This window comes from Streptomyces lichenis (genome assembly GCF_023218175.1).
GTDB classification, from domain to species: domain Bacteria; phylum Actinomycetota; class Actinomycetes; order Streptomycetales; family Streptomycetaceae; genus Streptomyces; species Streptomyces lichenis.
Genome location: NZ_JALPTH010000016.1, coordinates 67,454 through 90,027, shown reverse-complemented (window position 1 = coordinate 90,027; position 22,574 = coordinate 67,454). Strand labels below are relative to the sequence as shown.

General features: G+C 74.6%; 27 protein-coding genes. 14 read left to right on the top strand and 13 right to left on the bottom strand.

The genetic code is table 11. From position 1 onward, the window contains the following. Positions 1-50 precede the first annotated feature (50 nt). Entirely contained in the window at positions 51-1,352 is a 1,302-nt protein-coding gene (locus tag M1O15_RS17590) for an ABC transporter substrate-binding protein (RefSeq protein WP_282576888.1), read from the bottom strand. A 168-nt stretch (positions 1,353-1,520) separates the two neighbouring features. On the opposite strand from M1O15_RS17590, the gene M1O15_RS17585 reads away from it, so the two are divergent. Together M1O15_RS17585 and purU are read left to right on the top strand one after the other, a co-directional pair. Then, on the top strand, positions 1,521-1,967 hold the full coding sequence (locus M1O15_RS17585; protein WP_248634942.1) for an SCO4402 family protein: 447 nt from the start codon (positions 1,521-1,523) through the stop codon (positions 1,965-1,967). A gap of 117 nt (positions 1,968-2,084) precedes the next feature. Then, positions 2,085-2,936: a formyltetrahydrofolate deformylase gene (purU, locus tag M1O15_RS17580; protein WP_248634840.1), complete on the top strand. Its 852-nt coding sequence runs from the start codon at positions 2,085-2,087 to the stop codon at positions 2,934-2,936. Positions 2,937-2,967: 31 nt separating this feature from the next. Here purU and M1O15_RS17575 read toward each other — a convergent pair whose 3' ends face one another. Beyond that, positions 2,968-4,239, bottom strand: coding sequence for a maleylpyruvate isomerase N-terminal domain-containing protein (locus M1O15_RS17575; RefSeq protein WP_372499492.1), 1,272 nt, complete (start codon positions 4,237-4,239; stop codon positions 2,968-2,970). Beyond that, complete coding sequence (locus M1O15_RS17570) at positions 4,236-4,808, bottom strand: sigma-70 family RNA polymerase sigma factor (protein WP_248634839.1); 573 nt, start codon at positions 4,806-4,808, stop codon at positions 4,236-4,238. The genes M1O15_RS17575 and M1O15_RS17570 overlap by 4 nt, the downstream gene beginning before the upstream one ends. Before the next feature lie 295 nt (positions 4,809-5,103). Between M1O15_RS17570 and M1O15_RS17565 the strand changes: the two genes are divergently transcribed. The 5 genes from M1O15_RS17565 to M1O15_RS17545 all read left to right on the top strand — a co-directional run bounded on the left by M1O15_RS17565 (position 5,104) and on the right by M1O15_RS17545 (position 8,260). Continuing rightward, positions 5,104-5,481, top strand: a complete 378-nt coding sequence (locus M1O15_RS17565) for an STAS domain-containing protein (RefSeq protein WP_248634836.1) — start codon at positions 5,104-5,106, stop codon at positions 5,479-5,481. A gap of 86 nt (positions 5,482-5,567) precedes the next feature. Beyond that, positions 5,568-6,101 carry an EF-hand domain-containing protein gene (locus M1O15_RS17560; RefSeq protein WP_248634835.1) on the top strand — a complete coding sequence of 178 codons (534 nt, stop codon included), beginning with the start codon at positions 5,568-5,570 and terminating at the stop codon, positions 6,099-6,101. Between the two features lie 385 nt (positions 6,102-6,486). Further along, the gene (locus M1O15_RS17555) at positions 6,487-6,951 is read left to right on the top strand and encodes an ATP-binding protein (protein ID WP_248634834.1); all 465 of its coding nucleotides are present in this window, start codon (positions 6,487-6,489) and stop codon (positions 6,949-6,951) included. Positions 6,952-7,018: 67 nt separating this feature from the next. Continuing rightward, positions 7,019-7,654: a DinB family protein gene (locus M1O15_RS17550; RefSeq protein ID WP_248634833.1), complete on the top strand. Its 636-nt coding sequence runs from the start codon at positions 7,019-7,021 to the stop codon at positions 7,652-7,654. 141 nt (positions 7,655-7,795) lie between these two features. Next, entirely contained in the window at positions 7,796-8,260 is a 465-nt protein-coding gene (locus tag M1O15_RS17545; protein WP_248634831.1) for a hypothetical protein, read from the top strand. On the opposite strand, the gene M1O15_RS17540 is transcribed toward M1O15_RS17545, so the two are convergent. Further along, positions 8,156-9,199: a GlxA family transcriptional regulator gene (locus M1O15_RS17540; protein ID WP_248634829.1), complete on the bottom strand. Its 1,044-nt coding sequence runs from the start codon at positions 9,197-9,199 to the stop codon at positions 8,156-8,158. The genes M1O15_RS17545 and M1O15_RS17540 overlap by 105 nt on opposite strands. A gap of 71 nt (positions 9,200-9,270) precedes the next feature. Between M1O15_RS17540 and M1O15_RS17535 the strand changes: the two genes are divergently transcribed. Continuing rightward, positions 9,271-10,590: an MFS transporter gene (locus M1O15_RS17535; protein WP_372499491.1), complete on the top strand. Its 1,320-nt coding sequence runs from the start codon at positions 9,271-9,273 to the stop codon at positions 10,588-10,590. Between the two features lie 13 nt (positions 10,591-10,603). Here the strand turns inward: M1O15_RS17535 and M1O15_RS17530 are convergent, their stop codons facing one another. Together M1O15_RS17530 and M1O15_RS17525 are read right to left on the bottom strand one after the other, a co-directional pair. After that, positions 10,604-11,872 (bottom strand): flavin-containing monooxygenase, encoded by a 1,269-nt coding sequence (locus M1O15_RS17530; RefSeq protein ID WP_248634828.1) that lies wholly within the window; start codon positions 11,870-11,872, stop codon positions 10,604-10,606. A gap of 68 nt (positions 11,873-11,940) precedes the next feature. Next, entirely contained in the window at positions 11,941-12,210 is a 270-nt protein-coding gene (locus M1O15_RS17525) for a Txe/YoeB family addiction module toxin (RefSeq protein ID WP_248634827.1), read from the bottom strand. Between the two features lie 77 nt (positions 12,211-12,287). Between M1O15_RS17525 and M1O15_RS31455 the strand changes: the two genes are divergently transcribed. Genes M1O15_RS31455 through M1O15_RS17515 form a run of 3 tightly spaced genes read left to right on the top strand, consistent with a single transcriptional unit; the run spans position 12,288 to position 14,030 of the window. Further along, complete coding sequence (locus M1O15_RS31455; RefSeq protein ID WP_282576871.1) at positions 12,288-12,410, top strand: hypothetical protein; 123 nt, start codon at positions 12,288-12,290, stop codon at positions 12,408-12,410. A gap of 38 nt (positions 12,411-12,448) precedes the next feature. Beyond that, positions 12,449-12,985, top strand: a complete 537-nt coding sequence (locus tag M1O15_RS17520; RefSeq protein ID WP_248634825.1) for a hypothetical protein — start codon at positions 12,449-12,451, stop codon at positions 12,983-12,985. Between the two features lie 25 nt (positions 12,986-13,010). Beyond that, complete coding sequence (locus M1O15_RS17515; RefSeq protein WP_248634824.1) at positions 13,011-14,030, top strand: BtrH N-terminal domain-containing protein; 1,020 nt, start codon at positions 13,011-13,013, stop codon at positions 14,028-14,030. Positions 14,031-14,053: 23 nt separating this feature from the next. Here the strand turns inward: M1O15_RS17515 and M1O15_RS17510 are convergent, their stop codons facing one another. The 5 genes from M1O15_RS17510 to M1O15_RS17490 form a co-directional block, all read right to left on the bottom strand. After that, positions 14,054-14,467 (bottom strand): DNA-binding protein, encoded by a 414-nt coding sequence (locus M1O15_RS17510; protein ID WP_248634822.1) that lies wholly within the window; start codon positions 14,465-14,467, stop codon positions 14,054-14,056. Continuing rightward, positions 14,464-14,727, bottom strand: coding sequence for a CopG family transcriptional regulator (locus M1O15_RS17505; RefSeq protein ID WP_248634821.1), 264 nt, complete (start codon positions 14,725-14,727; stop codon positions 14,464-14,466). The genes M1O15_RS17510 and M1O15_RS17505 overlap by 4 nt, the downstream gene beginning before the upstream one ends. Positions 14,728-14,760: 33 nt before the next feature. After that, entirely contained in the window at positions 14,761-14,994 is a 234-nt protein-coding gene (locus tag M1O15_RS17500; RefSeq protein WP_248634820.1) for a hypothetical protein, read from the bottom strand. A 41-nt stretch (positions 14,995-15,035) separates the two neighbouring features. Then, positions 15,036-15,707, bottom strand: a complete 672-nt coding sequence (locus M1O15_RS17495) for a pyridoxine/pyridoxamine 5'-phosphate oxidase (protein WP_248634819.1) — start codon at positions 15,705-15,707, stop codon at positions 15,036-15,038. Between the two features lie 255 nt (positions 15,708-15,962). Next, positions 15,963-16,610 carry a TetR family transcriptional regulator gene (locus tag M1O15_RS17490; protein ID WP_248634818.1) on the bottom strand — a complete coding sequence of 216 codons (648 nt, stop codon included), beginning with the start codon at positions 16,608-16,610 and terminating at the stop codon, positions 15,963-15,965. A 402-nt stretch (positions 16,611-17,012) separates the two neighbouring features. On the opposite strand from M1O15_RS17490, the gene kbpA reads away from it, so the two are divergent. Beyond that, positions 17,013-17,864 (top strand): AfsK-binding protein KbpA, encoded by an 852-nt coding sequence (gene kbpA / locus M1O15_RS17485; RefSeq protein ID WP_248634816.1) that lies wholly within the window; start codon positions 17,013-17,015, stop codon positions 17,862-17,864. A gap of 227 nt (positions 17,865-18,091) precedes the next feature. Next, positions 18,092-20,482 (top strand): protein serine/threonine kinase AfsK, encoded by a 2,391-nt coding sequence (gene afsK, locus M1O15_RS17480; protein ID WP_248634814.1) that lies wholly within the window; start codon positions 18,092-18,094, stop codon positions 20,480-20,482. A gap of 9 nt (positions 20,483-20,491) precedes the next feature. On the opposite strand, the gene M1O15_RS17475 is transcribed toward afsK, so the two are convergent. Then, positions 20,492-21,238: a hypothetical protein gene (locus M1O15_RS17475; protein WP_248634812.1), complete on the bottom strand. Its 747-nt coding sequence runs from the start codon at positions 21,236-21,238 to the stop codon at positions 20,492-20,494. Between the two features lie 136 nt (positions 21,239-21,374). Here M1O15_RS17475 and M1O15_RS17470 point away from each other — a divergent pair, with 136 nt between their 5' ends. Then, positions 21,375-21,953 (top strand): hypothetical protein, encoded by a 579-nt coding sequence (locus M1O15_RS17470; protein ID WP_248634810.1) that lies wholly within the window; start codon positions 21,375-21,377, stop codon positions 21,951-21,953. Between the two features lie 165 nt (positions 21,954-22,118). On the opposite strand, the gene M1O15_RS17465 is transcribed toward M1O15_RS17470, so the two are convergent. Then, positions 22,119-22,325, bottom strand: coding sequence for a sigma-like protein (locus tag M1O15_RS17465; RefSeq protein WP_248634809.1), 207 nt, complete (start codon positions 22,323-22,325; stop codon positions 22,119-22,121). Between the last annotated feature and the right edge of the window lie 249 nt (positions 22,326-22,574).

The following is a 22,574-nucleotide window of genomic DNA, read 5'->3' as shown; positions in this document are numbered from 1 at the left end:
GCCGCCCACCACCGCGCCGCCCGCGGCTGGCCGGCCACCGCCACCGGACGCTACAGACTGGCCTTGCGCATGGTGCGGGCCACGTCCACGAAGCCCTTGCGCTGGGCCACCAGCCGGCCGCCGCGCACCACCTGGAAGGTCACCTGGTGGTTGACCATCCGGGGGAAGTCGGGCTCGCCCAGCATGTCCTGGTAGCGCCAGCGCAGTTCGGGGGTGAGCCCGCCGGTGTCCACCCGTACCCCGCGGGTGAACGCGGCGAGCAGCGCCTCGGAGGTGACCGGGGCGTCCTCGCCCAGCGAGGCGACGGCCTGGGAGAGCACGGTGTACGCGATCCAGGTGGTCTGCACCCCGGTGTCGGCCGGGTCGATCCGGTCGTCGTCGAAGGCGTGCGCCCGGATCACGTCCCGCATCCCGCCCCAGCGCGGGTCGCCCGCCTCCGGGTACCAGCCGGTGACATAGGCGCCCTCGAAGGGCCCCCGGGCGCCACCGGTGCGGTCGATCAGCGGCTGGTCGACGCTGCCGAGCACCGAGGCCACCCGCACCTGGCGGCCGTCGGGCGGCAGCCGGCGGAAGGAGTCGAAGAAGTGCGCGGTGCGCTCGCCGAGCGCCGCGGTCACACAGCCGCCCGAGTCCCCGGCCCGGGAGCGCGAGGCGAGGGCGGCCTCGGTGTACTCCCCGGCGTCCACCGCGGCCGGGATGTCCGCGGCGGTGCGCCGGTCGCCCTCCGCCAGGCCGGAGTTGAGCAGGGCGGAGAGCACGCTGTCGGAGACCGAGTCCGGGCGGACCAGCGAGACCCGTTCGCAGACGCCCGCGAGCTGGATGCCGTTGCCGGCCAGCAGCGCCGACTGGCCGCCGTTGACCGGGTACGACACCGGGCTGGAGAACTCGTCGTCGGTGACGCCGTAGCCGCCGATGTACGGGATGCCGGCGGCCTCCAGCGGGGGCAGCGCGGCCCGGCTGTTGCGGCTGTACGAGCCGACCACGGCCACCGCGCCCTCGTCCACCGCGCGGCGGGCGCAGTCGGCGGCCCGGGCCGGGTCGTTGCCCTCGTTGCAGGTGAGCACCCGCAGCTCGCGGCCGCCCAGGCCGCCGCGGGAGTTGACCCAGCGGGCGTAGGCCTGGGCCATGGCCGGCATGCCGGGCATGTTGGTCGCCGAGGTGTCCGCGGGCGCCCAGGTCATCACCGTCACGGCGCCGTCGGCGTCGCCGGCGCCGGGGAGTGCCCCGCAGCCGGTGGCCAGGGGGGTCAGCAGACAGGCCGAGGCGAGCGCCGCAGCCGTCTTCCGCAGCGGTGCGGAGGAGAGTCGGAAGGGAAAGCGGAGGGGGGAGAGTCGCCTGCCGTAACCGGTCATGGACACGCACACTTCCGCCTCGTCCGTAACGCGGGAGTGTGACGCGTGCAACGGAGGATGACGACGAGGTGAACGCCCTGAGCCGTCCGTCCGCCCGGAAGGGGAACGTACGATCGAAACGTGTCAGCTTCCGTGAACCCTTCCCGTGGCGGCCGTCGCTCCTCCACCATGGGCGGCATGCCGCTCACCGACCTGCCGTGGTGGCGCTGGCGCGCGAACGTGCGCTCGGCGCTGCACATGCTCTCCGACCCCGTCTTCCACCACGAGTGCTGGCTGGCGGGTCGCGAGGGCTACGGGGATGTCACCGACGCCGTGTACCGGCTGGTCGAGGACACCTGGCTGGACAACTGGTCCGCCGAGAAGTACGTCGGCACGATCTTCCGCGACTCCGGCGAGGCCGCCCTGGTGGACGTCGCAGTGCTGCGGGTGCTGCGGATCATGCACCAGGTCGGCGCCGACGCCCCGGTCTCCGCGTATCTGGAGCACACCGGCTGGCCGGAGGCGGTACGGGCCGCCCGCGAGGCCCACATACGCCTGGCGGCCGGCGACGGCGAGGACCCCGACCGGCCGCCCGGCTCCCTGGACGCCCTGCGCGCCCTGACCCGCGCCGCCTGAGCTGCCGCGACCACCCGGGCGAACCGCGCGGCCAGGCCGTCCCCGTACGAGGTCGCGGGGGGTCCGGCTGCCGGACGGCCGTCCGTCCGGCCGGCCCGGATATGGCATCCTGCCGGGATGACCGACCAGTACGTCCTCACGCTCTCCTGCCCGGACAAACAGGGCATCGTGCACGCCGTCTCCAGCTACCTCTTCATCACCGGCTGCAACATCGAGGACAGTCAGCAGTTCGGCGACCGGGACACCGGCCTGTTCTTCATGCGGGTCCACTTCTCGGCCGAGTCCCCGGTCACCGTGGACAAGCTGCGGGCGAGCTTCGCCGCGGTCGGCGACTCCTTCGCCATGGACTGGGAGATCCACCGCGCCGACGAGCGCATGCGGGTCGTGCTGATGGTGTCGAAGTTCGGGCACTGCCTCAACGACCTGCTGTTCCGCACCCGGATCGGGGCGCTGCCGGTCGACATCGTGGCCGTGGTCTCCAACCACACCGACTTCGCCGAGCTGGCCGCCTCCTACGGCATCCCCTTCCACCACATCCCGGTGACCAAGGGGAACAAGGCCGAGGCCGAGGCGCGCCTGCTGGAGCTGGTGCGCGGCGAGAACGTGGAGCTGGTCGTCCTGGCCCGCTATATGCAGGTCATCTCCGACGACCTGTGCAAGCAGCTCAGCGGAAAGATCATCAACATCCACCACTCCTTCCTGCCGAGCTTCAAGGGCGCCAAGCCCTACCACCAGGCGCACGCCCGCGGGGTGAAGCTGATCGGCGCCACCGCGCACTACGTCACCGCCGACCTCGACGAGGGCCCGATCATCGAGCAGGAGGTCGAGCGGGTCGGCCACGAGGTCACCCCCGACCAGCTCGTCGGCATCGGCCGCGACGTGGAGTGCCAGGCGCTCGCCCGCGCCGTGAAGTGGCACGCCGAGCACCGCATCCTGCTCAACGGCCGCCGCACCGTCGTCTTCGCCTGAGCTCCCGCGTACGCGGCCGGGACCGGCGCCGTCACATCCGGCTGAGCGAGGCCGCCGCCAGCAGGGTGTCGCGGATGGCGGCCCGGTCGCCGTCCTGGCCCGCGGCGGCCTCCTCCGGTTCGACATGGCCGGCCACCAGCCGGCAGAACTCCACCCCGTCCAGCGCCACCTGGGCGATCTTGCGGTCCGGGGTGCCGAGGGCGGCGGGCGAGTCCAGGGCGATGTACCAGTCACCGCCGCCCGCGCCCTCGATCTCCAGATGGAGCGTGCGGCCCGGCGCCCCCGCCTCGGCCAGCGCGCCCGGTGCCGCGAGACCGGCCCGGCGCCGCTCGGCCAGGGCCGCCGGCAGCATCCGCGCGGCCAGGTCGATCATGTCGTGCAGATGGGCGCCGCTCGGCGGCTCGTAGCGGTAGTCGACCGCATCCGCGATGTCCTCGGCGTGCACCCAGCACTCGAACGCCCGGTCCAGCAGCGAGTCGCGCAGCGGCAGTGCGAAGCCGCCGTAGGAGACGGCCAGTTCCGGGGCGCCCCGGCCGGCGAAGGAGACCGTGCGCAGCAGGGTGTGGACCTGCTCCCGCCAGGGCCCGCGGACCGCCCGGGTGGGCGGCGGCCCGTCCTCGGGCCAGCCCGACCACAGCGCCTCGGTCCGCTCCAGCGGCGTACCGGCGCCCGGTCCCTGACCCGGCCCCGGTCTCGGCCCGGCGCCGCGGTCCAGCCCGAGCGCCGAGGCCACCAGCCCGTCCACCGCCGTCAGATGCCCGATCACCCCGGCGACCGTGGTGGGCCGGCTCGCCGGGCGGAGGCCGTCGAACCACCGCAGCTCCACCGGCGCGTGCCACTCGCCCTCGCCGAGGTCCCGCAGCAGCGCGTCCAGCCGGGCGGTCTCCGCGTCGTACGGACCGGCCCAGTCGGGCACCGGTATGGTCGGCGGGCGGCGGCCGAGGCAGTTCTCCAGCACCCGCGAGCGCAGCAGCGGATCCAGGTCGAGCGCCACCTCGTGGTGGAGCAGCCCGACCGCGTCCCGCAGCCGCAGCGCCTCCTCGGCGCAGGGCGCGCACGCGGTCAGGTGCTCCTCGACCGCGTCCGTCTCCTCGGCCGAGCAGACGGACAGCGCCCAGGCGCCCAGCAGCGACTGGAGCACCCGGTGCGTCAGGACCAGGGGAGCGGTCGGCGATCCCTCGGTCCCCGCCGCCGGCTCGCCCTCCGGCGGCAGTACGCCGTGGTCGTCGGCCGCCCAGCGCGGCCCCGGGATGCGCGGGGCGCCGCCGGCCATGCCCCGCTCGTCCTCGTAACCGCCGCTCACAGCGCCCGCCCGTCCAGTGGGCCGGTGTTCGCGGTGGCGAGCAGCTGGAGCCCGAGCCGCAGCCGGCGCCGGGCCTCGTCCTCCGTCACCCCCAGCTCGGCCGCGGTCTGCCGGTAGTCCCGGCGCTGGAGGTACGCCGACTCCAGCGCGAGCCGCAGCGGGGTGGGCATGGACCGCACGATGAAGTCCGCGCGGGCCGACACCGCCGCCCGCCGCACCTTCCGCTCCAGCTCCTCCGCGTCCTCGGCGCCGCCCCCGCCCCGCTCCAACTGCGCCCGGGTCTCGGCCTGGCGCAGCCGGTGCACGGCCTGCCGCCGGGTGAGCTTGGCGATCCAGGAGCGCATGGAGCCGTCGCGGCGCGGCTCATAGGCGTCCGGGTTCTCCCAGACGTAGCCGAAGACCTCCCGGGTGACCCGGTCCGCGGCCTCCTCGTCGTCCAGCACCCGGTAGGCCGTGCTGTGCACCAGGGAGGCGAAGCGGTCGTACAACTCGCCCAGCGCGGCCGCCTCGCCGCGCGACAGCCGCTGCTGCATCCTGCGGTCCCAGCGCGGTGGTGTGTCCTTCGCCATGGGGAGCCCTCCCGAGCCCGGACGCGCTGCCGGCCCTCATCGAATGCCGCCGTCGCCTGCCGTTGCCGCCGTTCCTCTCCTCTCGAATGTAGTGCGCACCACCGGTAACGCGCCTTTCTTTGCCGCAAGTGCGCCCCCAGGCGGCCCGGGAGTGGTAGAGGGAAACGTCACTGCGGCACCATCGTGTTTCATGGGAGGACGACCGGGCAGCAGCCGCCGATAAGGAACTGGTGCTTCCGGTTCTCTCGCGGGTGTCCTGCGGGGTGTCCTGGTGGATCGGCGAAGGGTGAGGGGTGTGACGCTCACGGTGGACGAGGCCGAGCACGGTTCCTGGACGGTGCTCGGCATCCAGGGAGAACTCGACCTGGTCTCCTCGCCGGTGGTACGCAGGCGGGTGCACGAGGCGGTGGCCGACGGCCGCCGCGATGTCGTCCTGGACCTGTCCGAGGTGCTGTTCTGCGACTCCAGCGGGGTCGGGGTGCTGATCGCCTCCCGCCGCCTGCTGCACTCCTGCCGGGGCCGGCTGCGGCTGATACTGCCCGCCCGGGGCGCGGTGGAGGGCTCCCATGTCAACCGGGTGATGAGCGCCCTCGGGGTGCGGCGGCTGTTCGCCGTCTACCCGGACGTGCCCGCCGCCACCCGCGACGACAACGAGGAGCAGCTCTCCGCCTGAAGGCCGTGCGCCCCGGCGGCGGGCGGCAGTTGGCACGGGACCGGGCGGCCGGGTGATGCGGCGCGCCCCGCGGGTACCCTCCCGGCATGGACGCAGAGCAGCTCTACCAGCGCCGGATCGCCTCCCGCTTCGACGCCTTCGACCAGGACGGCAACGGCCATATCTCCCGCGAGGACTTCTCGACCGCGGCGAGCCGGGTCCTGGAGGAGTTCGGCAAGCGCTACCGGTCCGACGCCGGTCAGGCCCTGGCGAACGGCGCCGAGGCCTTCTGGCAGGGCGTGGCCGGGATCGCCGACGTGGACGGCGACCAACGGGTCAGCCGGCAGGAGTTCGTGCACGGCGCGCTGAAGCGGCTGCGCGACAACCCTGAGCGCTTCGCCGAGATCGCCCGCCCGTTCGTGCACGGGCTGCTGCTCGTCGCCGACCAGGACGACGACCGCCGGGCCACCACCGGGGAGGTGGAGCGCGCTCTGCGGGCGCTCGGCGTCGACTCGCACGCGGCGGCGCTGGCGGCGGAGAGCCTGGACGTGGACCGCAGCGGCCTGGTGGACGAGGAGGAGGCGGTCGCGGCCTTCGCCCGCTACTTCGTCACCGAGGAGCCGAGCGCGCCCGACCACTGAACGGCCCGGTACCGGCTGCCAGGGACGACCGGCGCACGGCCGGCGCTCACGGAGCGTGGACGCCGGCAGGGGCGCATCGGTCCGGCGCAGGGGGGCGCCGGTCACGCGCCGGAGTCGCGATTGCACTCCGGTACGCTGCGGGGGATGTGGACGGTTCACCGGCAGCGGCGTAGACCCCACCGTTCGACTGCCCGGCCGGGGGGTCGCACAGTATGCGGTACGCGTACTCCTTCGCGCTGGAATATGCCCGTAGCGCTTGTTGCGGTGACTGTACGTCAACCATGCTGTGCGGCACGGAGAATCACATTCGGTGACGACGACTGTTGAGGCTGTGGTCGCTGTGAGACATGAGGCGAAGTGTCCGCCGATTCGGGTGGTGTGAGCGGTGCAGGTGCTTCAGGTTCAGTTGGAGATCGGTCCCGATCCCGCGGAGGTGGGACGCGCCCGCACATGGGCGCGGTCGCTGCTGGCCGGCTCGGGGATAGGGGACGACGAGACCCTGGCGGACACGCTGGTGCTCATCGTCTCGGAGCTCGTCACCAACGCCGTGGTGCACACCGGGTGTCCGGCCGTGCTGCGGATGCTGTCCGGTGCCGGCGCGGTGGCCGGGAAGGCGGGGACGGTACGGGTGGAGGTGGCCGACACCAGTGCCCGCCCGCCCAGTCCGCGCCAGGCCACCGGCGAGGAGACCGGCGGGCGCGGCCTGGAGCTGGTCGACGGGCTGGCCGACCGCTGGGGCTGGCAGCGCGAGGGCGGCGGCAAGAGCATCTGGTGCGAGGTGGACCGGGAGGACAAGCCCGCCACCGAGCCGGCCGCCTCTCCCCTCGCCTCCCACGCCCGGCCCTGGTGACCGGCCCCGGCCCCGATCGGGGCGGTGGTACGGCCGGCTGTCGGTGCCGGGTGCCAGACTCGCCGATATGACCGAACCACAGGCGAGAGACCACCGGGCCGGGGACGAGCGGGCCAAGGCCGAGCTGCTCCGCTACCTCCAGGACGCCAGGGACGCCCTGCTGTGGAAGCTGGAGGGGCTCTCCGAGTACGACGCCCGCCGCCCCCTCACCCCGACCGGCACCAATCTGCTGGGGCTGGTCAAGCACGCGTCGGGGGTGGAGCTGGCGTACTTCGGCGACACCTTCGGCCGGCCGTACTTCGCCGGGCAGGAGCCCCCGGCCTGGTGGTACACCCGGACCGCCGAGCCCAACGACGACATGTGGGCCACCGCCGAGGAGTCCCGGGACCAGATCACCGGCCTGTACCGCGCGGCCTGGCGGCACACGGACGAGACGGTCGGCGCGCTGCCGCTGGACGCGGCCGGCCGGGTGCCCTGGTGGCCCGAGGAGCGGGCCGAGGCGACGCTGCACCACATCCTGGTGCGGGTCATCTCCGACACCCAGCGGCACGCGGGCCACGCCGACATCCTGCGCGAGTCCCTCGACGGCAGCGTCGGTGCGACCCGGGCCTCCACCAACATCCCGTCCGGCGACAAGACCTGGTGGGCCGACCACCACGCCCGCCTGGAACAGGCCGCGCAAGCCGCCGCCGCCAAGCCCTGAGCGGGCGCCGGGGGGCGCCGGTCGGGTCGCTGGTGGCTGAGCGCGGCGCCGGTCGGGCCGCTGATCCTGCCCGCCCTGCTGGAGCAGCGGTCGGTCGCCGTCGGCTGGGCCGGGCCGCTGCTGGCCGGGTATGCCGTCGGGATGGCCCTCGGCGCCTTGCTTTACGAGCTGCACCCGCTGCCCGGCAGCCCCGCCGCCCAGTGCCTGGCGATCCTGGCGGTGGTCTTTGCCCTGGTGGTGGCCGTCGCCCTGCTGCCCTGGCTCGCCGCCGTGGGCGCGGCCCTGCTGCTGGCCGGGGTCTGCCAGTCGGTGGTCGGGCCGGCCCGCGACCTCCAGCTCCGCCGGGTGCTGTCGCCGAGCCTGCCGGCCGCCGGGTACGCGGTCAGCGGGGCGCTCGCCGGAGCGCTGCTGCGCTGGGTGGCCCCCTCCATCGCGATCCTGGCGGCCGTCGGCCTGGGGCTGGTGCTCGCCGCCGTGGGCGCGGTCGGCGAGCGGCGGCTGCTATGGACGCGCCCCCTGCCGGGCCCCCGGCCCGACGTCCAGCGGGGCGCGGGCGCGGAAGGTGCGGCGGTAGACCGTCGGGGGAACGCCGAGCACGGCCAGTAGGTGCGCCCGCATCGACTGCGCGGTGCCGAAACCGGCGTCCCGCGCCACCTGGTCCACCGGCAGGTCGGTGGACTCCAGCAGGTGCCGGGCCCGCTCCACCCGCTGCCGGGTGAGCCACTGCCCCGGGCTGACGCCCACCTCCTCCCGGAAGCGGCGGGTGAACGTCCGTACGCTCATCGCCTCCTGCCCGGCCAGGTCCCGCAACTGGAGCGGCTGGTGCAGCCGGTCCAGCGCCCAGGCCCGGGCCGCCGCGGTGGTCGCCAGCCGCTCGTCCGGCACCGGCCGGTCGATGAACTGGGCCTGCCCGCCGTCCCGGTGCGGCGGCACCACCGTGCGGCGGGCCACCGCGTTGGCGACGGCCGCCCCGTGGTCGCGGCGCACGATGTGCAGGCACAGGTCGATCCCGGCCGCCACCCCGGCCGAGGTCAGCACGTCCCCGTCGTCGATGAACAGCACGTCCGGGTCGACCCGTACGGCGGGGAACAGCCGCTGGAAGTGCTCGGCCGAGGACCAGTGGGTGGTCGCCGGGCGCCCGTCCAGGAAGCCCGCGGCGGCCAGCACGTATCCGCCGACGCAGATGGACACCAGCCGGGTGCCCGGCCGGATGTGCGCCAGCGCGGCGGCCAGTTCGGGTGTGAGCCGCCCCTCCCGGTGCACCGGCCCCAGCTCGTACGAGGCGGGCACCAGCACCGTGTCGGCGGTGGCCAGTGCCTCGGGGCCGTGTTCCACCCGGATGTCGAAGTCGGCGTCGGTGCGCACCGGCCCCGCGGCCAGCCCGCAGGTCACCGTCGTGTAGAGCGGCCGCCCCTCACCGTCGACCGCCTTGCCGAAGATCCGGTGCGGGATGCCCAGTTCGAACGGCAGCAGCCCGGCCAGCGCCAGCACCACCACCCGATGCGGCGCCCCCGCCCCCGTACGCCCCTCGCCTCTTCCGCTCATGGCCCGATCCTAGCGAACCCTGTCATTCAGGCCACTCGTCCGACGGGACGCCAGCCGGAAGGCTGTCATCCGTGACCCAGACGACCCCGCCGCCCACCGCGATCCCTGCCTCCACCACCGGGCAGGAACCACCGCCGCCCGCGCCCCGGTTCCATCTCGCCTGGGCGGTCGCCGCCGTCGCCTTTGTGACGATCGTCGGCGCCGCCGCCTTCGCCTCGCTGCCCGGGCTGCTGATCGAGCCGCTGCACGCCGAGTTCGACTGGTCGCGCGGCACCATCGGCTTCGCGGTCTCCGTCAACCTCGCCCTCTACGGGCTGACCGCGCCGTTCGCCGCCGCGCTGATGGACCGGTTCGGCATCCGCCGGGTCGTGGCGCTGGCGCTCTGCGTCATCGCCACCGGCTCGCTGCTCACCGTCTGGATGACCGCGGCCTGGCAACTGGTGCTGTTCTGGGGCGTCCTGGTCGGACTGGGCAGCGGCTCCATGGCGCTGGCCTTCGCCGCCACCGTCACCGGCCGCTGGTTCACCGCCCGGCGCGGACTGGTGACCGGCGTCCTCACCGCCGCCGGGGCCTCCGGCCAGCTGGTCTTCCTCCCGCTGCTGTCCTGGCTGGTGGAGCGGCACGGCTGGCGGCCCGCCGCGATCACCGTGGCACTGACCGCGCTCGCCGTCGTCCCGTTCGTCTGGCTGCTGCTGCGCGACCACCCGGCCGACGTGGGGCTCGCCCCGTACGGCTCGAAGACCTTCGTCCCCAAGCCGCCGCCGGTCCCCGGCGCCGCCCGCCGCGCGCTCGGCGTGCTCCTCCGCGCCGCCCGCACCGGGCCGTTCTGGCTGCTCGCCGGCACCTTCGCGATCTGCGGCGCCACCACCAACGGCCTGGTCAGGACCCACTTCGTGCCCGCCGCCCATGACCACGGGATGCCGATGACGGCCGCCGCCTCGCTGCTCGCGGTGATCGGCGTCTTCGACATCCTCGGCACCGTCGCCTCCGGCTGGTTCACCGACCGCTTCGACACCCGCCGGCTGCTCGCCGTCTACTACGCCCTGCGCGGGGTCTCGCTGCTCTTCCTCCCCATGCTGCTGGCCCCTGCCGTCCACCCGCCGATGGTCTTCTTCATCGTCTTCTACGGCCTGGACTGGGTGGCCACCGTGCCGCCCACCATCGCCCTGTGCCGGGAGCACTACGGCGAGGACGGCGCCATCGTCTTCGGCTGGGTGCTCGCCTCCCACCAGGTCGGCGCCGCGCTGGTCGCCTTCCTCGGCGGCGTCGCCCGGGACGTCTTCGGCAGCTACGACATCGTCTGGTACGCCTCCGGCGCCCTGTGCGCGGCGGCCGCCCTGATGGCCCTGGTGCTCCGGCCCAAGCGCCCCGCACCGGCCGCGACCGGATGAGTGCCCGGGCGGGTCAGCGCTGGGCGGCGCCCCGTACGGGGGCCGAGCGGCGCTCCCTCTCGGCCGCCCGGGCCTCCCGGCGGCCGCGCCGCACCGAGGCCCTGGCCTCCCGCCGGGCAATGCGGCCGCTGATCTTCCGGCCGTCCCGGGCGAGTTCGAGCAGCATCCCGCTGAGGGGGTTGGTGTAGCCGGTGAAGTACAGCCCGGGCGCCGACCGGGGCGAGCGGGCCCGCCGCACCCGCGGCCGCCCCCGCTCGTCCAGCACGCCCAGGTGCCCGACCAGCCCCTCCAGACCGCGCCGGTAGCCGGTGGCCGCGATCACCGCGTCCGGGGCGATCCGGCTGCCGTCCGCCAGCACCACCCGGCCGCCGTCGAAGCCCTCCACGGCGGCCACGATCTCCACCCGGCCGCTCCGCACGGCGGCGATCAGCCCGACGTCCAGCACCGGCACGGCGCCCTGCCGGGCCCGCGAGGCCAGCCCGGTGTCCGGCCGGGGCAGCCCGTGCTTCGACAGGTCCGGAATCGCGACCCGGCCGAGCACGCCCGCCGCCAGGTCCACCAGCTTCACCGGCAGCCGCCGCGCGATGACGGCGGAGCGCTGCGAGGGCCAGCCCAGGGTGGAGCGGCGCACGATGTGCGGCACCGTCCGCACCGCCAGCCGCACCCGCCCCGCGCCGCCCTCGGCGAGGTCGGCGGCTATCTCGGCACCGGTGTTCCCCGCGCCCACCACCAGCACGTCCTTCTCCGCGTACGGCGCCGGGTCGCGGTACGCCCCCGCGTGGCCCAACTCCCCCTGATAGGTCCCCGCACCGGGCCAGTCCGGCACCCTCGGGGTGTGGTTGTACCCGGTCGCCACCACCACGGCCCGCCCGACCAGCCGCCGCCCCCCGCTCGCGTACAGCACCCAGCCGCCCCCGTCCGGCTCCCGCTCGATCCGGCTGACCTCGACCCCGGTCACCACGTCCAGCCGGTGCACCTCGGCGTACTTCTCCAGATAGCGGACCACGTCGTCCCGCCGCACCCAGCGCCCGAACGACCGCGGCATCGGCAGCCCCGGGAGCCCGGACAGCCGCCGGGTGGTGTGCAGCCGCAGCCGGTCGTAGTGCCCGCGCCAGGAGGCGCCGACAGCGTCCGCCTTCTCCAGGACGACCGTCCGCACCCCGCGTCTGCCCAGCTCCGCCGCCACGGCCAGCCCCCCGGGCCCGCCGCCGACGACGTACACGGGCGGCTCGGGATGCCTCGGGGAGCTCTGCTCGTCAGGCTGCTCGGCGCGTTCGGTCATGAACGCCGAGCGTAACCGCGCGTTCACGTGGTGGGTCTCGGTCAAGAGGGGGTTCGGTTGCGATCCGGTCACGCGGGGGCGGGGGTGCGACCGCCGCGGCACTGAACGACCAGGACCATGTCATCCGTGACTCTGTAGATGAGCCGGTGCTCGTCCGTGATGCGGCGCGACCAGTAGCCCTGGAAGCCGTGCTTGAGCGGTTCGGGCTTTCCGATCCCCTCGTTGCCGTTGCGCACCGCATCCGCGATGAGGGTGTTGATGCGTTTCAGCGTCCTACGGGCCTGGGCCTGCCACCAGAGGCAGTCCTCCCCGGCAAGCGTGGAGAAGGTGAGCTTCACTCGGCGTCCCGCGGTTCCCGCACTGTCAGGTACTGGCGGACGGCTCGGAGGGTGTGTTCGTCTCCGCGGGGCATACGGTGACGGAGCTGGTCAGGACGGCGGAGGGCTGGCGGATCTCCGGCTCGGCGCTGCGGGTGGTGTGGACCCAGGGCACCCCGCCCCGGCTGCCGGAGGACTGGGACGCCGGCGATCGGGAGTAGTGGTTTTGGCGGGAGGACGCGTGGGGGACGGGCGGACGGTGGCGGACACGGAGACCGCGGCGGAGACCGTGGCGGGGAAGACGCGGCACCTGGTGGTCCATGACTACGGCATGGGCGGGGTGTGGTGGTGGGTGTGGGCGGCCTCGGCGGAGGAGATCCCGCGCGAGGTCGCCGAGGTCGAGGTGGTCACCGACCCGGAGACCCGCGCCCGCGCGGCGGAGTGGGGGCTGGAGGAGGTGCACCTGGACGCGCCCGGCCCCGACGCGCTCAGCTCGCTGCGGGCCCAGCGGGAGGCCCAGCGCGGTGAGCCCGGGTTCGGCGCGCTGGCCGGGCGGGAGCGGGTGTATCTGCGGTGGCAGGAGGACGGCGAGGGGAGCTCTCTGGTCTGCGAGCTCGGGCCGGACGGGCGGCGGCTGCGGCAGGTCGAGGTGGCCGCCGACGGCAGCTCCGTGCGGACCACCCCGGAGGACTGGCTGTTCAACCCGCCGATGGACCTCTGGGACCCCCGGTACGCGTCCTGGGAGACGGGCGCGGAGGAGTTCGAGGCGGCCTGGCGCGACGCGACCCCGGGGTGAGGCGGGGCCGGGCCATCATGGCGGCATGGAGGAGAGCGCGCACAAGGTGAGGAAGGCGGTCCGGGTCGACGTACGGACGACCCGGCACTGCGAGACCACGGCCCTGGGTGTCCTGCTGCGGCACCAGGGGCTCGACCTGTCCGAGGCCATGCTCTTCGGGCTCGGCTCCGGACTGTCCTTCGTCTACTGGGACGCCAAGGGCATGGACTTCCCCTTCCTGGGGGGCCGGGTCAAGCCGTTCGAGCTCACCAGGAACCTGGCCGCCCGGCTCGGGCTTGACCTCCGGGTCCGGGAGACCGCCTCTCCGCGCAGGGCCTGGGAGAACGCGGTGGCGCCCCTGGAGGCCGGGCAGCCCGTCGGACTCCAGCTCGACAGCCACCACCTGGACTACTTCGAGCCGAAGGTGCACTTCGGCGGGCATGTCGTCGCCCTGTACGGCTACGACGACACGGACGCGTATCTGGTGGACACCACCCAGCAGGGCGGAGCCGTGTCCACCAGCCTGACCGGGCTGGCCAGGGCCCGGGCCGAGCGCGGCCCGATGACCGCCCGGCACCGCTCCTTCACCCTCACCGCCCCGGCGGACCCGCCCTCCCTGCCGGACGCGATCGTCCCGGCCGTCACCGCCTGCGCGGACGCCTTCCTCGACCCGCCCATCGCCAACCTCGGCCACCGGGGCGTCGAGAAGGCCGGAAAGCTGGTGCGCGGCTGGCTCCGGCGGGCCGCCGACCCGGCGCGCGACCTGCCGCGGGCCGCCCTGCTGATGGAGGAGGGCGGCACCGGCGGCGCGCTCTTCCGCAACCTCTACCGCGACTTCCTCGCCGAGTGCGCCGAGTCCGCCGGGCTGCCGGACCGGAGTCGTCTGCGGACCGGGCACCGGCTGTACGCCGAGGCGGCGCGGGGGTGGACGGAGGTCGCGGCACTGGTCGCCCGGGCCGGCGAGACGGGCGACGAGCGCTGCCTCGGACAGGCGGGCGACCTGCTGGCCGAACTCGCCCGCCTGGAACGGGAGGCCATGGGGGAGCTGAGCCGGCTGGGGCGCTGACCCATCCCCCGTCCGCCGTCCGGTCAGACCTTGATCACGGTGAGACGGTTACCGCACAGGGCGGTCAAGTCCTCCGGATCCGAGGTGAGGACTGTGACCGGTCCCGGAGCGGCCAAGGCGGTGGCGCCCAGCACGGCGTCGACGGCGTACGTGTGGCCGTGCAGCCCGGCGTCGGCGAGGAGTCGCGCGGCGTGGCGGGCAATCGGATCGGTCACAGGCTCGACGACGAGCCGGGACAGTGTCCACTCAAGGGCCGACCGATTGATCCGGGGGTGCACCACCTCCACCAAGGCGGCGGCGGAGGTGATCACGCGGAGGTCGTCGGCGCGGGCGAGCGAGAGCCAGCCTGTGACGGTCCGTTCACGCGATACAGCCTTGGCCAGTCCCTCGCTGTCCAGGACCAGAGTGCCGCCGGGAGTCGCGGCAGGCCGATTCACGCGGCGGTCGCCTCGCTGTCCTGCTGGTGCTCGCGGGCCTGGTGAAGCTGGTCGCGCAGTGCCTGGATCTCTTCTTCGCCGATGGGCCCGTGTTCGGCCTCGGCGACGCTGATGAGCTCGTTGAGGTTGTCGCGCTCGATCTGGCGGGCGACGGCGGCGGCCACATAGGCGGACAGGCCGGACGGGCCGCTGCGGGCGCGGGCGGCCTCTGCGATGTCTCGCGGCATCGTGATGGAGTACTTGCCGGTAGGGTCGGACATATTCCGTATCCTACCGACGATCCTCCCGCTCCGTCATCGCCAGTCCGGCGCGTAGATGTGCGTCGTCCAGCCCTCCTCGGGCGCCGGTGGGGGAGTGGGGGTGTACGGGGCGGGGGGCTCGGCCAGGGTGTGGCGGGTCTGGGTCGCCGCGGCGTGGGGGAGCAGCAGCTGCGCGGCCGTCGCGGCCAGCAGGGCGGTCGCCGCGCCGGCGGTGAGCGCGAACGCCCGGGACCGGGCCGGGGTGCGGGGAGTCGAGTGCTGTGGCATGCGCGCAGGGTAGCGGAGTGGGCGCGGTGTGTGTCGGCGCCCTAGGGCCAGAGCAACTCCCGTACCCAGCCGACGCCGTCGCCGTCCGCCGCGCGCCGGTAGCGCAGGCGTACATGGCGGCGGCGGGCGTCGCCCTGGAAGAACTCGGCCTCGGTCGCGGTCAGCGCGTAGACCGTCCACGTCTCGGCGGAGGTCTCCGGCTCCTCCTGGGCCCGCTCCCAGGCGGCCTCGCTCGCCCGGGTCAGCGCCGGGAGGGAGTCCAGCACCTCGCTCTGCCGGCCGACCAGGGCCGCGGCCAGCGCACCCGTGGAGCGGACGTGCAGATCCTCGTACGCCTCCTCGGGGGTGCCGGAGACGACCGTGCCGCGCACCCGGATCTGGCGGCCCTGGGCGGGCCAGTAGAAGCAGAGGGCGGCGTCCGGGGCGGCCGCGAGCTGGCGGCCCTTGGCGCTGGTGGCGTGGGTGGCGAAGTGCCAGCCGTGCTCGTCGGCGCCGTGCAGGATGACGACCCGCGCGTCCGGGCGCCCCTCGGCGTCCACGGTGGCCAGCGTCATGGTGTGCGGCTCGGCCTGCCCCGCCTCGGCGGCGGCCGCGAACCAGTCGTGGAAGAGGGGCAGCGGCGCCGAGGGGACCCGGTCCGGGTCGAAGGAGGGCAACTCGGTGTCCCAGACCGGCTGGGCGCGCAGGATCTCGTCGAAACGGGCTTGGTCCATGGGGACATGATGCGGGGCGCCGCCGGGCGGCGGATCCGCCGGTCCGTTCCGATGCGCCGGTCCGGGAGGCGCCCGGGCACCGGGTCCGCGGTGGACGTCCGCCCGGTCGGCGATCCGCCCCGTCGTCCTGCCGCCCGCCCCGCGCCGCGACAGGACCGGCGGCGGGGGCGGGCGGGGCCGTCCGGCGGGAGGGCTCCAGGGGGCGGGGCGGTGGAGCTGGCGGAACGTTACTGCACGGGTGGCGGCCGGGGTGGCTCAGCGGGCGGGCTTCTTGCCGGTGATGCCCAGATGCACCAGCAGCGCCAGATTGGGTCTGACCTCGGCCTGCTTCACGCCCCAGGCCTGGAAGGCCTTCGGCTGGGAGGCCACACCGGCCATCATGGTGACCAGTGCACCCGCCACCGCCGCCGCGTTGATGTCCTTGTCGACCCGGTTCTTGGCCTGGAGTTCCTTGACCGCGTCGGAGATTCCCGAGGTCACCGAACCGAGGATCTTCAGCCGGATCTTCGCGAACCGCTTGTCGCCCTCCGCCGCGCCCAGGTCGATCACCCGAAGCAGCGCGTCATTGCGGCGCCAGAAGTCGAGGAATCCGTCGACCAGCTCCTCGGAGGCGCTCCAGGCGGCCTTGCCGACCCAGGAACGGCCGGAGGCCAGATCGGCCAGCTCGCCGCTTTCCTTCGCCATTTCCTCGGCGATTTCGAGGACCGCGCCCTCGACGTCGGGGAAGTACTGGTAGAAGGTCGCCGGAGAAGTCCCCGCCTTACGGGCGACGTCGATGACTTTGACGTCCCGGTACGGCGAGGAGCCGAACATCTCGCTGAGGCAGTCGAGCAGCTTCTGCCGCGTCGCCTGGCCACGCCGGCCGGCCACGCGGCCGTCGACGGTACGTACTTGTCCTGTCATGCCGTCAGCTTACCGACGGACGATCGGGGCGCTATTCGGCCGACTGCAATGGGGTGAGGGGGAGGAGGATCGGCGGGGATGGGCGAGGAGCGGAGGGAAGGAGAAGGGGTCGGCGGGATCACTCGGGAGGCGTCATGAGGGCGGCCGGGAAATCCGGTGGCGATGGCCGCCTAGGGTGCCGATTTCACCGGTTTCCCCGGGCTTTCGGTGCGCTGGGTGCGCCGGGTGCGGGGAAAGCCGGAGCATTCATTTCTGCGCGGCGCCCGATACGCCTTTAGCGTGGAGGCGGTGGAAGCAGGGGAAGCAGTGGGGCGGACCGCCGGATCGCCCCGGCGTTCCGCCTTCCGTGTTCCGGTGTTCCGGCTTCCGGCGTTCCGCGTTCCAGGGAAAGGGATCGGTTCCATGGCCGCATTCGCAGAGGGCACCCCGTGCTGGGCGGACGTGCTGCTGCCCGACGTCCGGGCCGGCAAGCGCTTCTACGGGGGCCTGTTCGACTGGTCCTTCGAGGAGGCCGACGGGCTCGGCGCGCTCGGGCCGGACGGTGCCGACCGGGTCCGGGACGGCGTCGACCGGGTCGGTTCCGGGGAGGCCGCCCCGTACGCCACCGCCTACCGGGACGGCCGCCGGGTCGCCGCGCTCGCGCCCAAGCGGGACGGCCGCATGCCCACCACCTGGAACGTCTACTTCGCCACCCCCGACGCCCCGGCCGCCGCGCGCCGGGTGACGGAGGCCGGCGGACTGGTGATCACCGACCCGGTGCCGCTCACCGGCGGCCTGGCCGTCATCGCCCAGGCCGCCGACCCGGGCGGCGCCGTCTTCGGGCTCTGGGAGGCGGGCGGGCAGAGCGGCTTCGAGCGGCAGGGCGAACCGGGCTCCTTCTGCTGGACCGAGGTCTACACCCGGGACAAGGACAGCGTGGACGCCTTCTACGAGACGGTGTTCGGCTTCCAGGTGCACGACCTGGACGACGCCACCGTGGACTTCCGGGTCTGGTCGCCGGCCGGGACGCGGGCCAGCGACGAGAACGCGGTCGGCGGGCGCAGCGTGATCACCGACGCCTTCCCGGCCGCGATGCCCGCCCACTTCCTGGTCTACTTCTCGGTCGCCGACTGCGACGAGACCGCCGCCCGCGCCACCGAGCTGGGCGGCCGGATCAACGAACCGCCGTTCGACACCCCGTACGGCCGGATCGCCCTCCTCGCCGACGACCAGGGCGCGGTCTTCGCCGTGCTGGCCGAGCCCGAGGCGGCCTGACGAGCCCAAGGACGGCCTGACGAGCCCGAGGACGGCCCGACGGGCCGAAGGCGGCCTTTGACGCCACCAGGGGACGCCTGACACCACCCCCACTACCCGCTTCCGGTCCGGAAAAGGGCATGACACCCCGATACGCCCCCGGGTTCGCAACCGCCGCCTCGGACAGGAAGAATCGGGGTCCACGGGGGCCGACCATCCAAGGGCCCCCACGGGGAGGTGGCAGGCAAGTGGACCAGCTGACGCAGCACGACCCGAGACGCATCGGGCCCTTCGAGGTGCTGGGCCGGCTCGGGGCCGGCGGCATGGGCCTGGTGTATCTCGCGCGGTCGGCGTCCGGCCGGCGCGTGGCGATCAAGACCGTGCGGACCGAGCTCGCCGACGACCAGCTGTTCCGCGTCCGCTTCACCCGCGAGGTGGAGGCCGCCCGGGCGGTCTCCGGCTTCTACACCGCGGCCGTGGTCGACGCCGACCCCCGGGCCGCCGTGCCCTGGCTGGCCACCGCCTACGTCCCGGCGCCCTCCCTGGAGGAGATCGTCAACGAGTGCGGGCCGATGCCCGCCCAGGCCGTACGGTGGCTGGCGGCCGGCATCGCCGAGGCGCTGCAGTCCATCCACGGCGCCGACCTGGTCCACCGCGACCTCAAGCCCTCCAACGTCCTGGTGGTGGAGGACGGGCCCCGGGTCATCGACTTCGGTATCGCCTCCGGGGTCTCCAACACCCGGCTGACCATGACCAACGTCGCCGTCGGGACCCCCGCCTACATGTCCCCCGAGCAGGCCCGCGACTCGCGCAGCGTCACCGGCGCCAGCGATGTCTTCTCGCTCGGCTCGACCCTGGTGTTCGCCGCCACCGGACACGCCCCGTTCCACGGCGCCAACCCGGTCGAGACCGTCTTCATGCTGCTGCGCGAGGGCCCCGACCTGGAGGGCCTGCCCGAGGAGCTGCGGCCGCTCATCGAGTCCTGTATGGACCAGGACCCCACCCGGCGGCCCACCCCGGCCGACCTCCAGTCCCAGCTGGCCCCGCACCTCTTCGCCGGCGGCGACGACAGCGGCACCGCCTCGGCCTGGCTGCCGGCGCGCTCCACCGCGATGATCGAGGCCCGCCGCGGCGGCCGCCCCAACCCCCCGCCGCCCCCGCCGATGCCCTCCGCGCCGCCGCCCGTCCCGCCCTCCCGGCCCGCGCCTGGACCCGGGCACGGACCCGGCGGCCACGGCGCCGACCCGCGCACCGGCCATGCGCGCGCCCCGGGCGCCCCGGTGCGCCTCGGCGCCGGTCCCGTGCCGATCGGCCCCGGGCCGCGGGTCGCCGACACCCGCGCGGCCGTGGTCGCCGACGCCGGACCCGCCACCGGCTGGATCCGCCGCCCGGCCGGGCTCACCGGAGCCGGCGGCGCGGCGGCCCCGGTCACCGGGGCCGCCCCCGCCCCCGTACCGCCGTCCGTGCCGCCGATGCCCGCCCAGGAGCCCACCGGTCCCGGCCGCTGGCGGCCCTGGCGGTTCCGGATGTCCAACGACGTCTGGGGCACCCCGATCGTCGACGGCGACCTGCTCTACGTCACCTCCTTCGAGGTGCACGCGCTGGACACGGCCACCGGGCGGCGCCAGTTCAAGACCCGCGAGGTCGCCTGGACCATGGCGGTCGAGAACGGGCGGGTGCACGCCTCCGACGGCCCCTCGCTGTACGCGCTGGACGCCCTGGACGGCACCGAGCGGTGGCGGCTGAACACCGACGCCTGGGTGTACTCGCTCGCCGTGGACCGCGGCACCGTGGTCACCGGCACCCGGGGCGGCGGCGTCCAGGGCTGGGAGGCCTCCAACGGCTCCCGGCTCTGGGAGGTCACCGGCGCCCAGACCGACTTCGAGACCGCCGACGCCGGGCCCGCCCTGCACGGCGACACCGTCTTCGTCTGGAAGGACGCCCGGCTGCGCGCCCTGGACGCCCGCACCGGCATCGAGCGCTGGTCCTACCCCGTCGGCGACGCCGCCTCCTGCGGGGGCGCGCCGGTGCGGGTGACCACCGCGGAGGACGGCTACGCGTATGTGGCGGCCGGCACCCGGGTGCTCTCGGTGGACATCGCCTCCGGGCATGTGCGCTGGCACTTCGAGGCCCCCGCGGTCTTCCTCTCGCCGCCCGCCTTCGCCCCCGGCCCGGCGGTCACCGGCGGAGGGGTGTACCTGGCGGACTACCTCGGCACGGTCTACGCGCTGGACGCGACGACCGGCAAGGACCGCTGGCGGATCGCCACCGAGTCCCGCCAGTCCACCGAGCCGGTGCTGGTCGCCGACGGCCATGTGCACGTCGGCAGCGGCAGCGCGCTCTACACCCTGGACGCGGTCACCGGCACCCCGAAGTGGCGCTTCCCGGCCGGCGGCCCGATCATCGGCGCCCCGGTGGTCGCCGACGGCCGGCTGCACTTCGGCTCGGCCGACCACGTCCTCTACACGGTGGACGCGGCCGGCGGGCAGCTGCGCTGGAAGCTCACCACCGGCGGCGAGATCACCGGCTCGCTGGTGGCCCGGGCGGGCGTGGTGTACGCGTGCAGCAAGGACCGCTGCGTCTACGCGCTGGACGCGGTCAAGGGCACGGCGACCGGGCGCGGCGGGACGGCACGCTAGCGCCGGTGGCTACCGCGGCGGTCGGCCGTCCTCGTCCGGGGGCGGCCGGTGCTCGTCCAGCCCGTCGTAGCGCTGGCCGTACGGGGGCGTGTCGGTCGGCCCGTAGGAGCGCGTCGGCTGGTCCTGGCCCGGGTGCGGGGGCTGCTCGCCGTACGGGCCGGGGCGGCCCTGAGCGGCATCGGGGTCGTGGGGGTCGTACGGGGCCGGCCGGCCGCCGTACTGATCCTCGTACGGCTGCGGCTGCTGCTCGTACGGCTGCGGCTGGGGCTGCCGGTACGGCTCCCCGTACCGCTCCTCGGGGAGCTCCTCGCGTTCCCGGCGGGCCCGGCGGCGGCCCCGGACCCCGCGGCGCCCGCTCATCAGCGCGGCGGCGAGCAGCAGCAGGAGCCCGCCGGCCGCGGCGGCGCCCACGCCCCAGCCGAGACCGGTGCCGTCCGGTTCGATGCTCAGGCTGTCGGCGGCCTGCCCCTGGCGGACCATCCACAGCACGGTGAAGCCCAGCACCACCAGCCCGGCCAGCCCCACCAGCAGCCGGGAGCGCAGCACGATCCCGAACAGGGTGAGCAGCGCGGCGAAGGCGAACGGCAGCAGCAGCGAGGCGATCGGCGCGGGCTCGTTCCCGGTGATGCCGCCGAACAGGTCGGCGATCGCGTAGTCGCGACCGGCGCGGCCGTTGTACCAGGCGAGGAAGGGGCTCCATACGGCGGCCGCGGCGCCCACCAGGGCGAGCAGCGAGCCGACGGCGTTACGGATCATGCTCGGCCTCCTGCCGACGCCGGTCGGGTCCGTTCCCGAACGTACGCCGGAGCCGGCGAGGCTGCCACAGGGCGGGCCCCGTCCGGGCGGCCGCCGCGACCGGGCCGCTAACCTGGCCGGGTAGTACGACGAGAACATGACACAGCACGGGGGTGCGGTGATGGTACGCAGGCGGTTGCGGTTCACGGTGGTGCTGCTGGCGGTGGTGCTGGCACTGACCGGCTTCCAGAGCGGCCTGGACGCGAGGAAGGGCGGAAGCGGCTCCGGCGGGGGCGGCGGCTGCTCCAGCTCCAAGAAGGGCAACGGCGGCGGCGGTCACGGCAGCGACCACTCCGACGACGACCACGGCAGCGGCTCGGGCGGTGACACCACGACCGCGCCCACCCCCTCCGCCTCCACCGGCGAGGACGTGGAGGTCGCGGTGGAGGACTGCGTGGAGGACGCCGGCCCCCGGAAGCGGACCGGGACGAAGGGGAAGCGCAAGGGCGGCGCCGACGACACCTCGGCCACGGTCCGGGTGACCTCCCGCGCCGCCGCCGAGTCCCGGTTCGCGGTACGGATCGAGTTCCTGGACTCCCGCGGGAAGGTGGTCGACCGCGCGCGGACCTCGGTCACGCTGGACGCGGGGGAGAGCAGGGCGGTCGAGCTGCGGATGGGCACGCCCCGGGCGGTGGACCGGGTCGTGCGGTGCGCGGCGGCGGCCGAGCGGGCCTGAGGCGGTACGGGGCCGGGCCCGTACGCGGGCACCAGCCGGTACGCGGGCCCGGCTCCGCCGTCCGGACAGGCCGGCGGCGCACACGGCGAGGCCGCGACGGGTCCCCTCCCGTCGCGGCCTCGTTCCCCCTGGTGCGGCGAACCGATGGGCTCGGCTCGGTTCGCCTCAGCGCGCCGGCGGCGCGGGCGTGTGGTTGTCGAGCGGCTGGGCCGCGTTCTTCGGCGGTGCCGGAGTGTGGTTGTCCAGCGGCTGCGCGGCGCTCTTGGGCGGCGCGGGCGTGTGGTTGTCGAGCGGCTGGGCCGCGTTCTTCGGCGGCGCCGGGGTGTGGTTGTCCAGCGGCTGCGCGGTCGGCTGCTCTGCGGTGTTGCTCATGGTGTGCTCCTTGGTGGTGCCTGGTGGGGGCCGGCGGGAACGAGACGCCCGTCCGGCGGCTCCCCCCGCGGTCGCCGAACGGGCGCTTCAGGACCGTCCACCCTAGTGACGGCCCCCAGGCGATCCGCCTGCCCCCCGACGCGGCGGATCGTGGTGGGAACACTGCCGGACGCGCATAAACGAACGCTGAACGCCCAGGTGGGGCCGGGGGCGGAAGAGCCCCCGGCCGTGCTCGGGACCTGCCTGCCG

Coding starts and splice junctions, on each gene's coding strand:
- M1O15_RS17590 (WP_282576888.1), bottom strand. CDS start 1,352: ATGACCGGTTACGGCAGGCGACTCTCCCCCCTCCGCTTTCCCTTCCGA.
- M1O15_RS17585 (WP_248634942.1), top strand. CDS start 1,521: ATGGGCGGCATGCCGCTCACCGACCTGCCGTGGTGGCGCTGGCGCGCG.
- purU (WP_248634840.1), top strand. CDS start 2,085: ATGACCGACCAGTACGTCCTCACGCTCTCCTGCCCGGACAAACAGGGC.
- M1O15_RS17570 (WP_248634839.1), bottom strand. CDS start 4,808: ATGGCGAAGGACACACCACCGCGCTGGGACCGCAGGATGCAGCAGCGG.
- M1O15_RS17560 (WP_248634835.1), top strand. CDS start 5,568: ATGGACGCAGAGCAGCTCTACCAGCGCCGGATCGCCTCCCGCTTCGAC.
- M1O15_RS17550 (WP_248634833.1), top strand. CDS start 7,019: ATGACCGAACCACAGGCGAGAGACCACCGGGCCGGGGACGAGCGGGCC.
- M1O15_RS17545 (WP_248634831.1), top strand. CDS start 7,796: ATGGCCCTCGGCGCCTTGCTTTACGAGCTGCACCCGCTGCCCGGCAGC.
- M1O15_RS17540 (WP_248634829.1), bottom strand. CDS start 9,199: ATGAGCGGAAGAGGCGAGGGGCGTACGGGGGCGGGGGCGCCGCATCGG.
- M1O15_RS17530 (WP_248634828.1), bottom strand. CDS start 11,872: ATGACCGAACGCGCCGAGCAGCCTGACGAGCAGAGCTCCCCGAGGCAT.
- M1O15_RS17515 (WP_248634824.1), top strand. CDS start 13,011: ATGGAGGAGAGCGCGCACAAGGTGAGGAAGGCGGTCCGGGTCGACGTA.
- M1O15_RS17505 (WP_248634821.1), bottom strand. CDS start 14,727: ATGTCCGACCCTACCGGCAAGTACTCCATCACGATGCCGCGAGACATC.
- M1O15_RS17500 (WP_248634820.1), bottom strand. CDS start 14,994: ATGCCACAGCACTCGACTCCCCGCACCCCGGCCCGGTCCCGGGCGTTC.
- M1O15_RS17495 (WP_248634819.1), bottom strand. CDS start 15,707: ATGGACCAAGCCCGTTTCGACGAGATCCTGCGCGCCCAGCCGGTCTGG.
- M1O15_RS17490 (WP_248634818.1), bottom strand. CDS start 16,610: ATGACAGGACAAGTACGTACCGTCGACGGCCGCGTGGCCGGCCGGCGT.
- kbpA (WP_248634816.1), top strand. CDS start 17,013: ATGGCCGCATTCGCAGAGGGCACCCCGTGCTGGGCGGACGTGCTGCTG.
- M1O15_RS17475 (WP_248634812.1), bottom strand. CDS start 21,238: ATGATCCGTAACGCCGTCGGCTCGCTGCTCGCCCTGGTGGGCGCCGCG.
- M1O15_RS17470 (WP_248634810.1), top strand. CDS start 21,375: ATGACACAGCACGGGGGTGCGGTGATGGTACGCAGGCGGTTGCGGTTC.
- M1O15_RS17465 (WP_248634809.1), bottom strand. CDS start 22,325: ATGAGCAACACCGCAGAGCAGCCGACCGCGCAGCCGCTGGACAACCAC.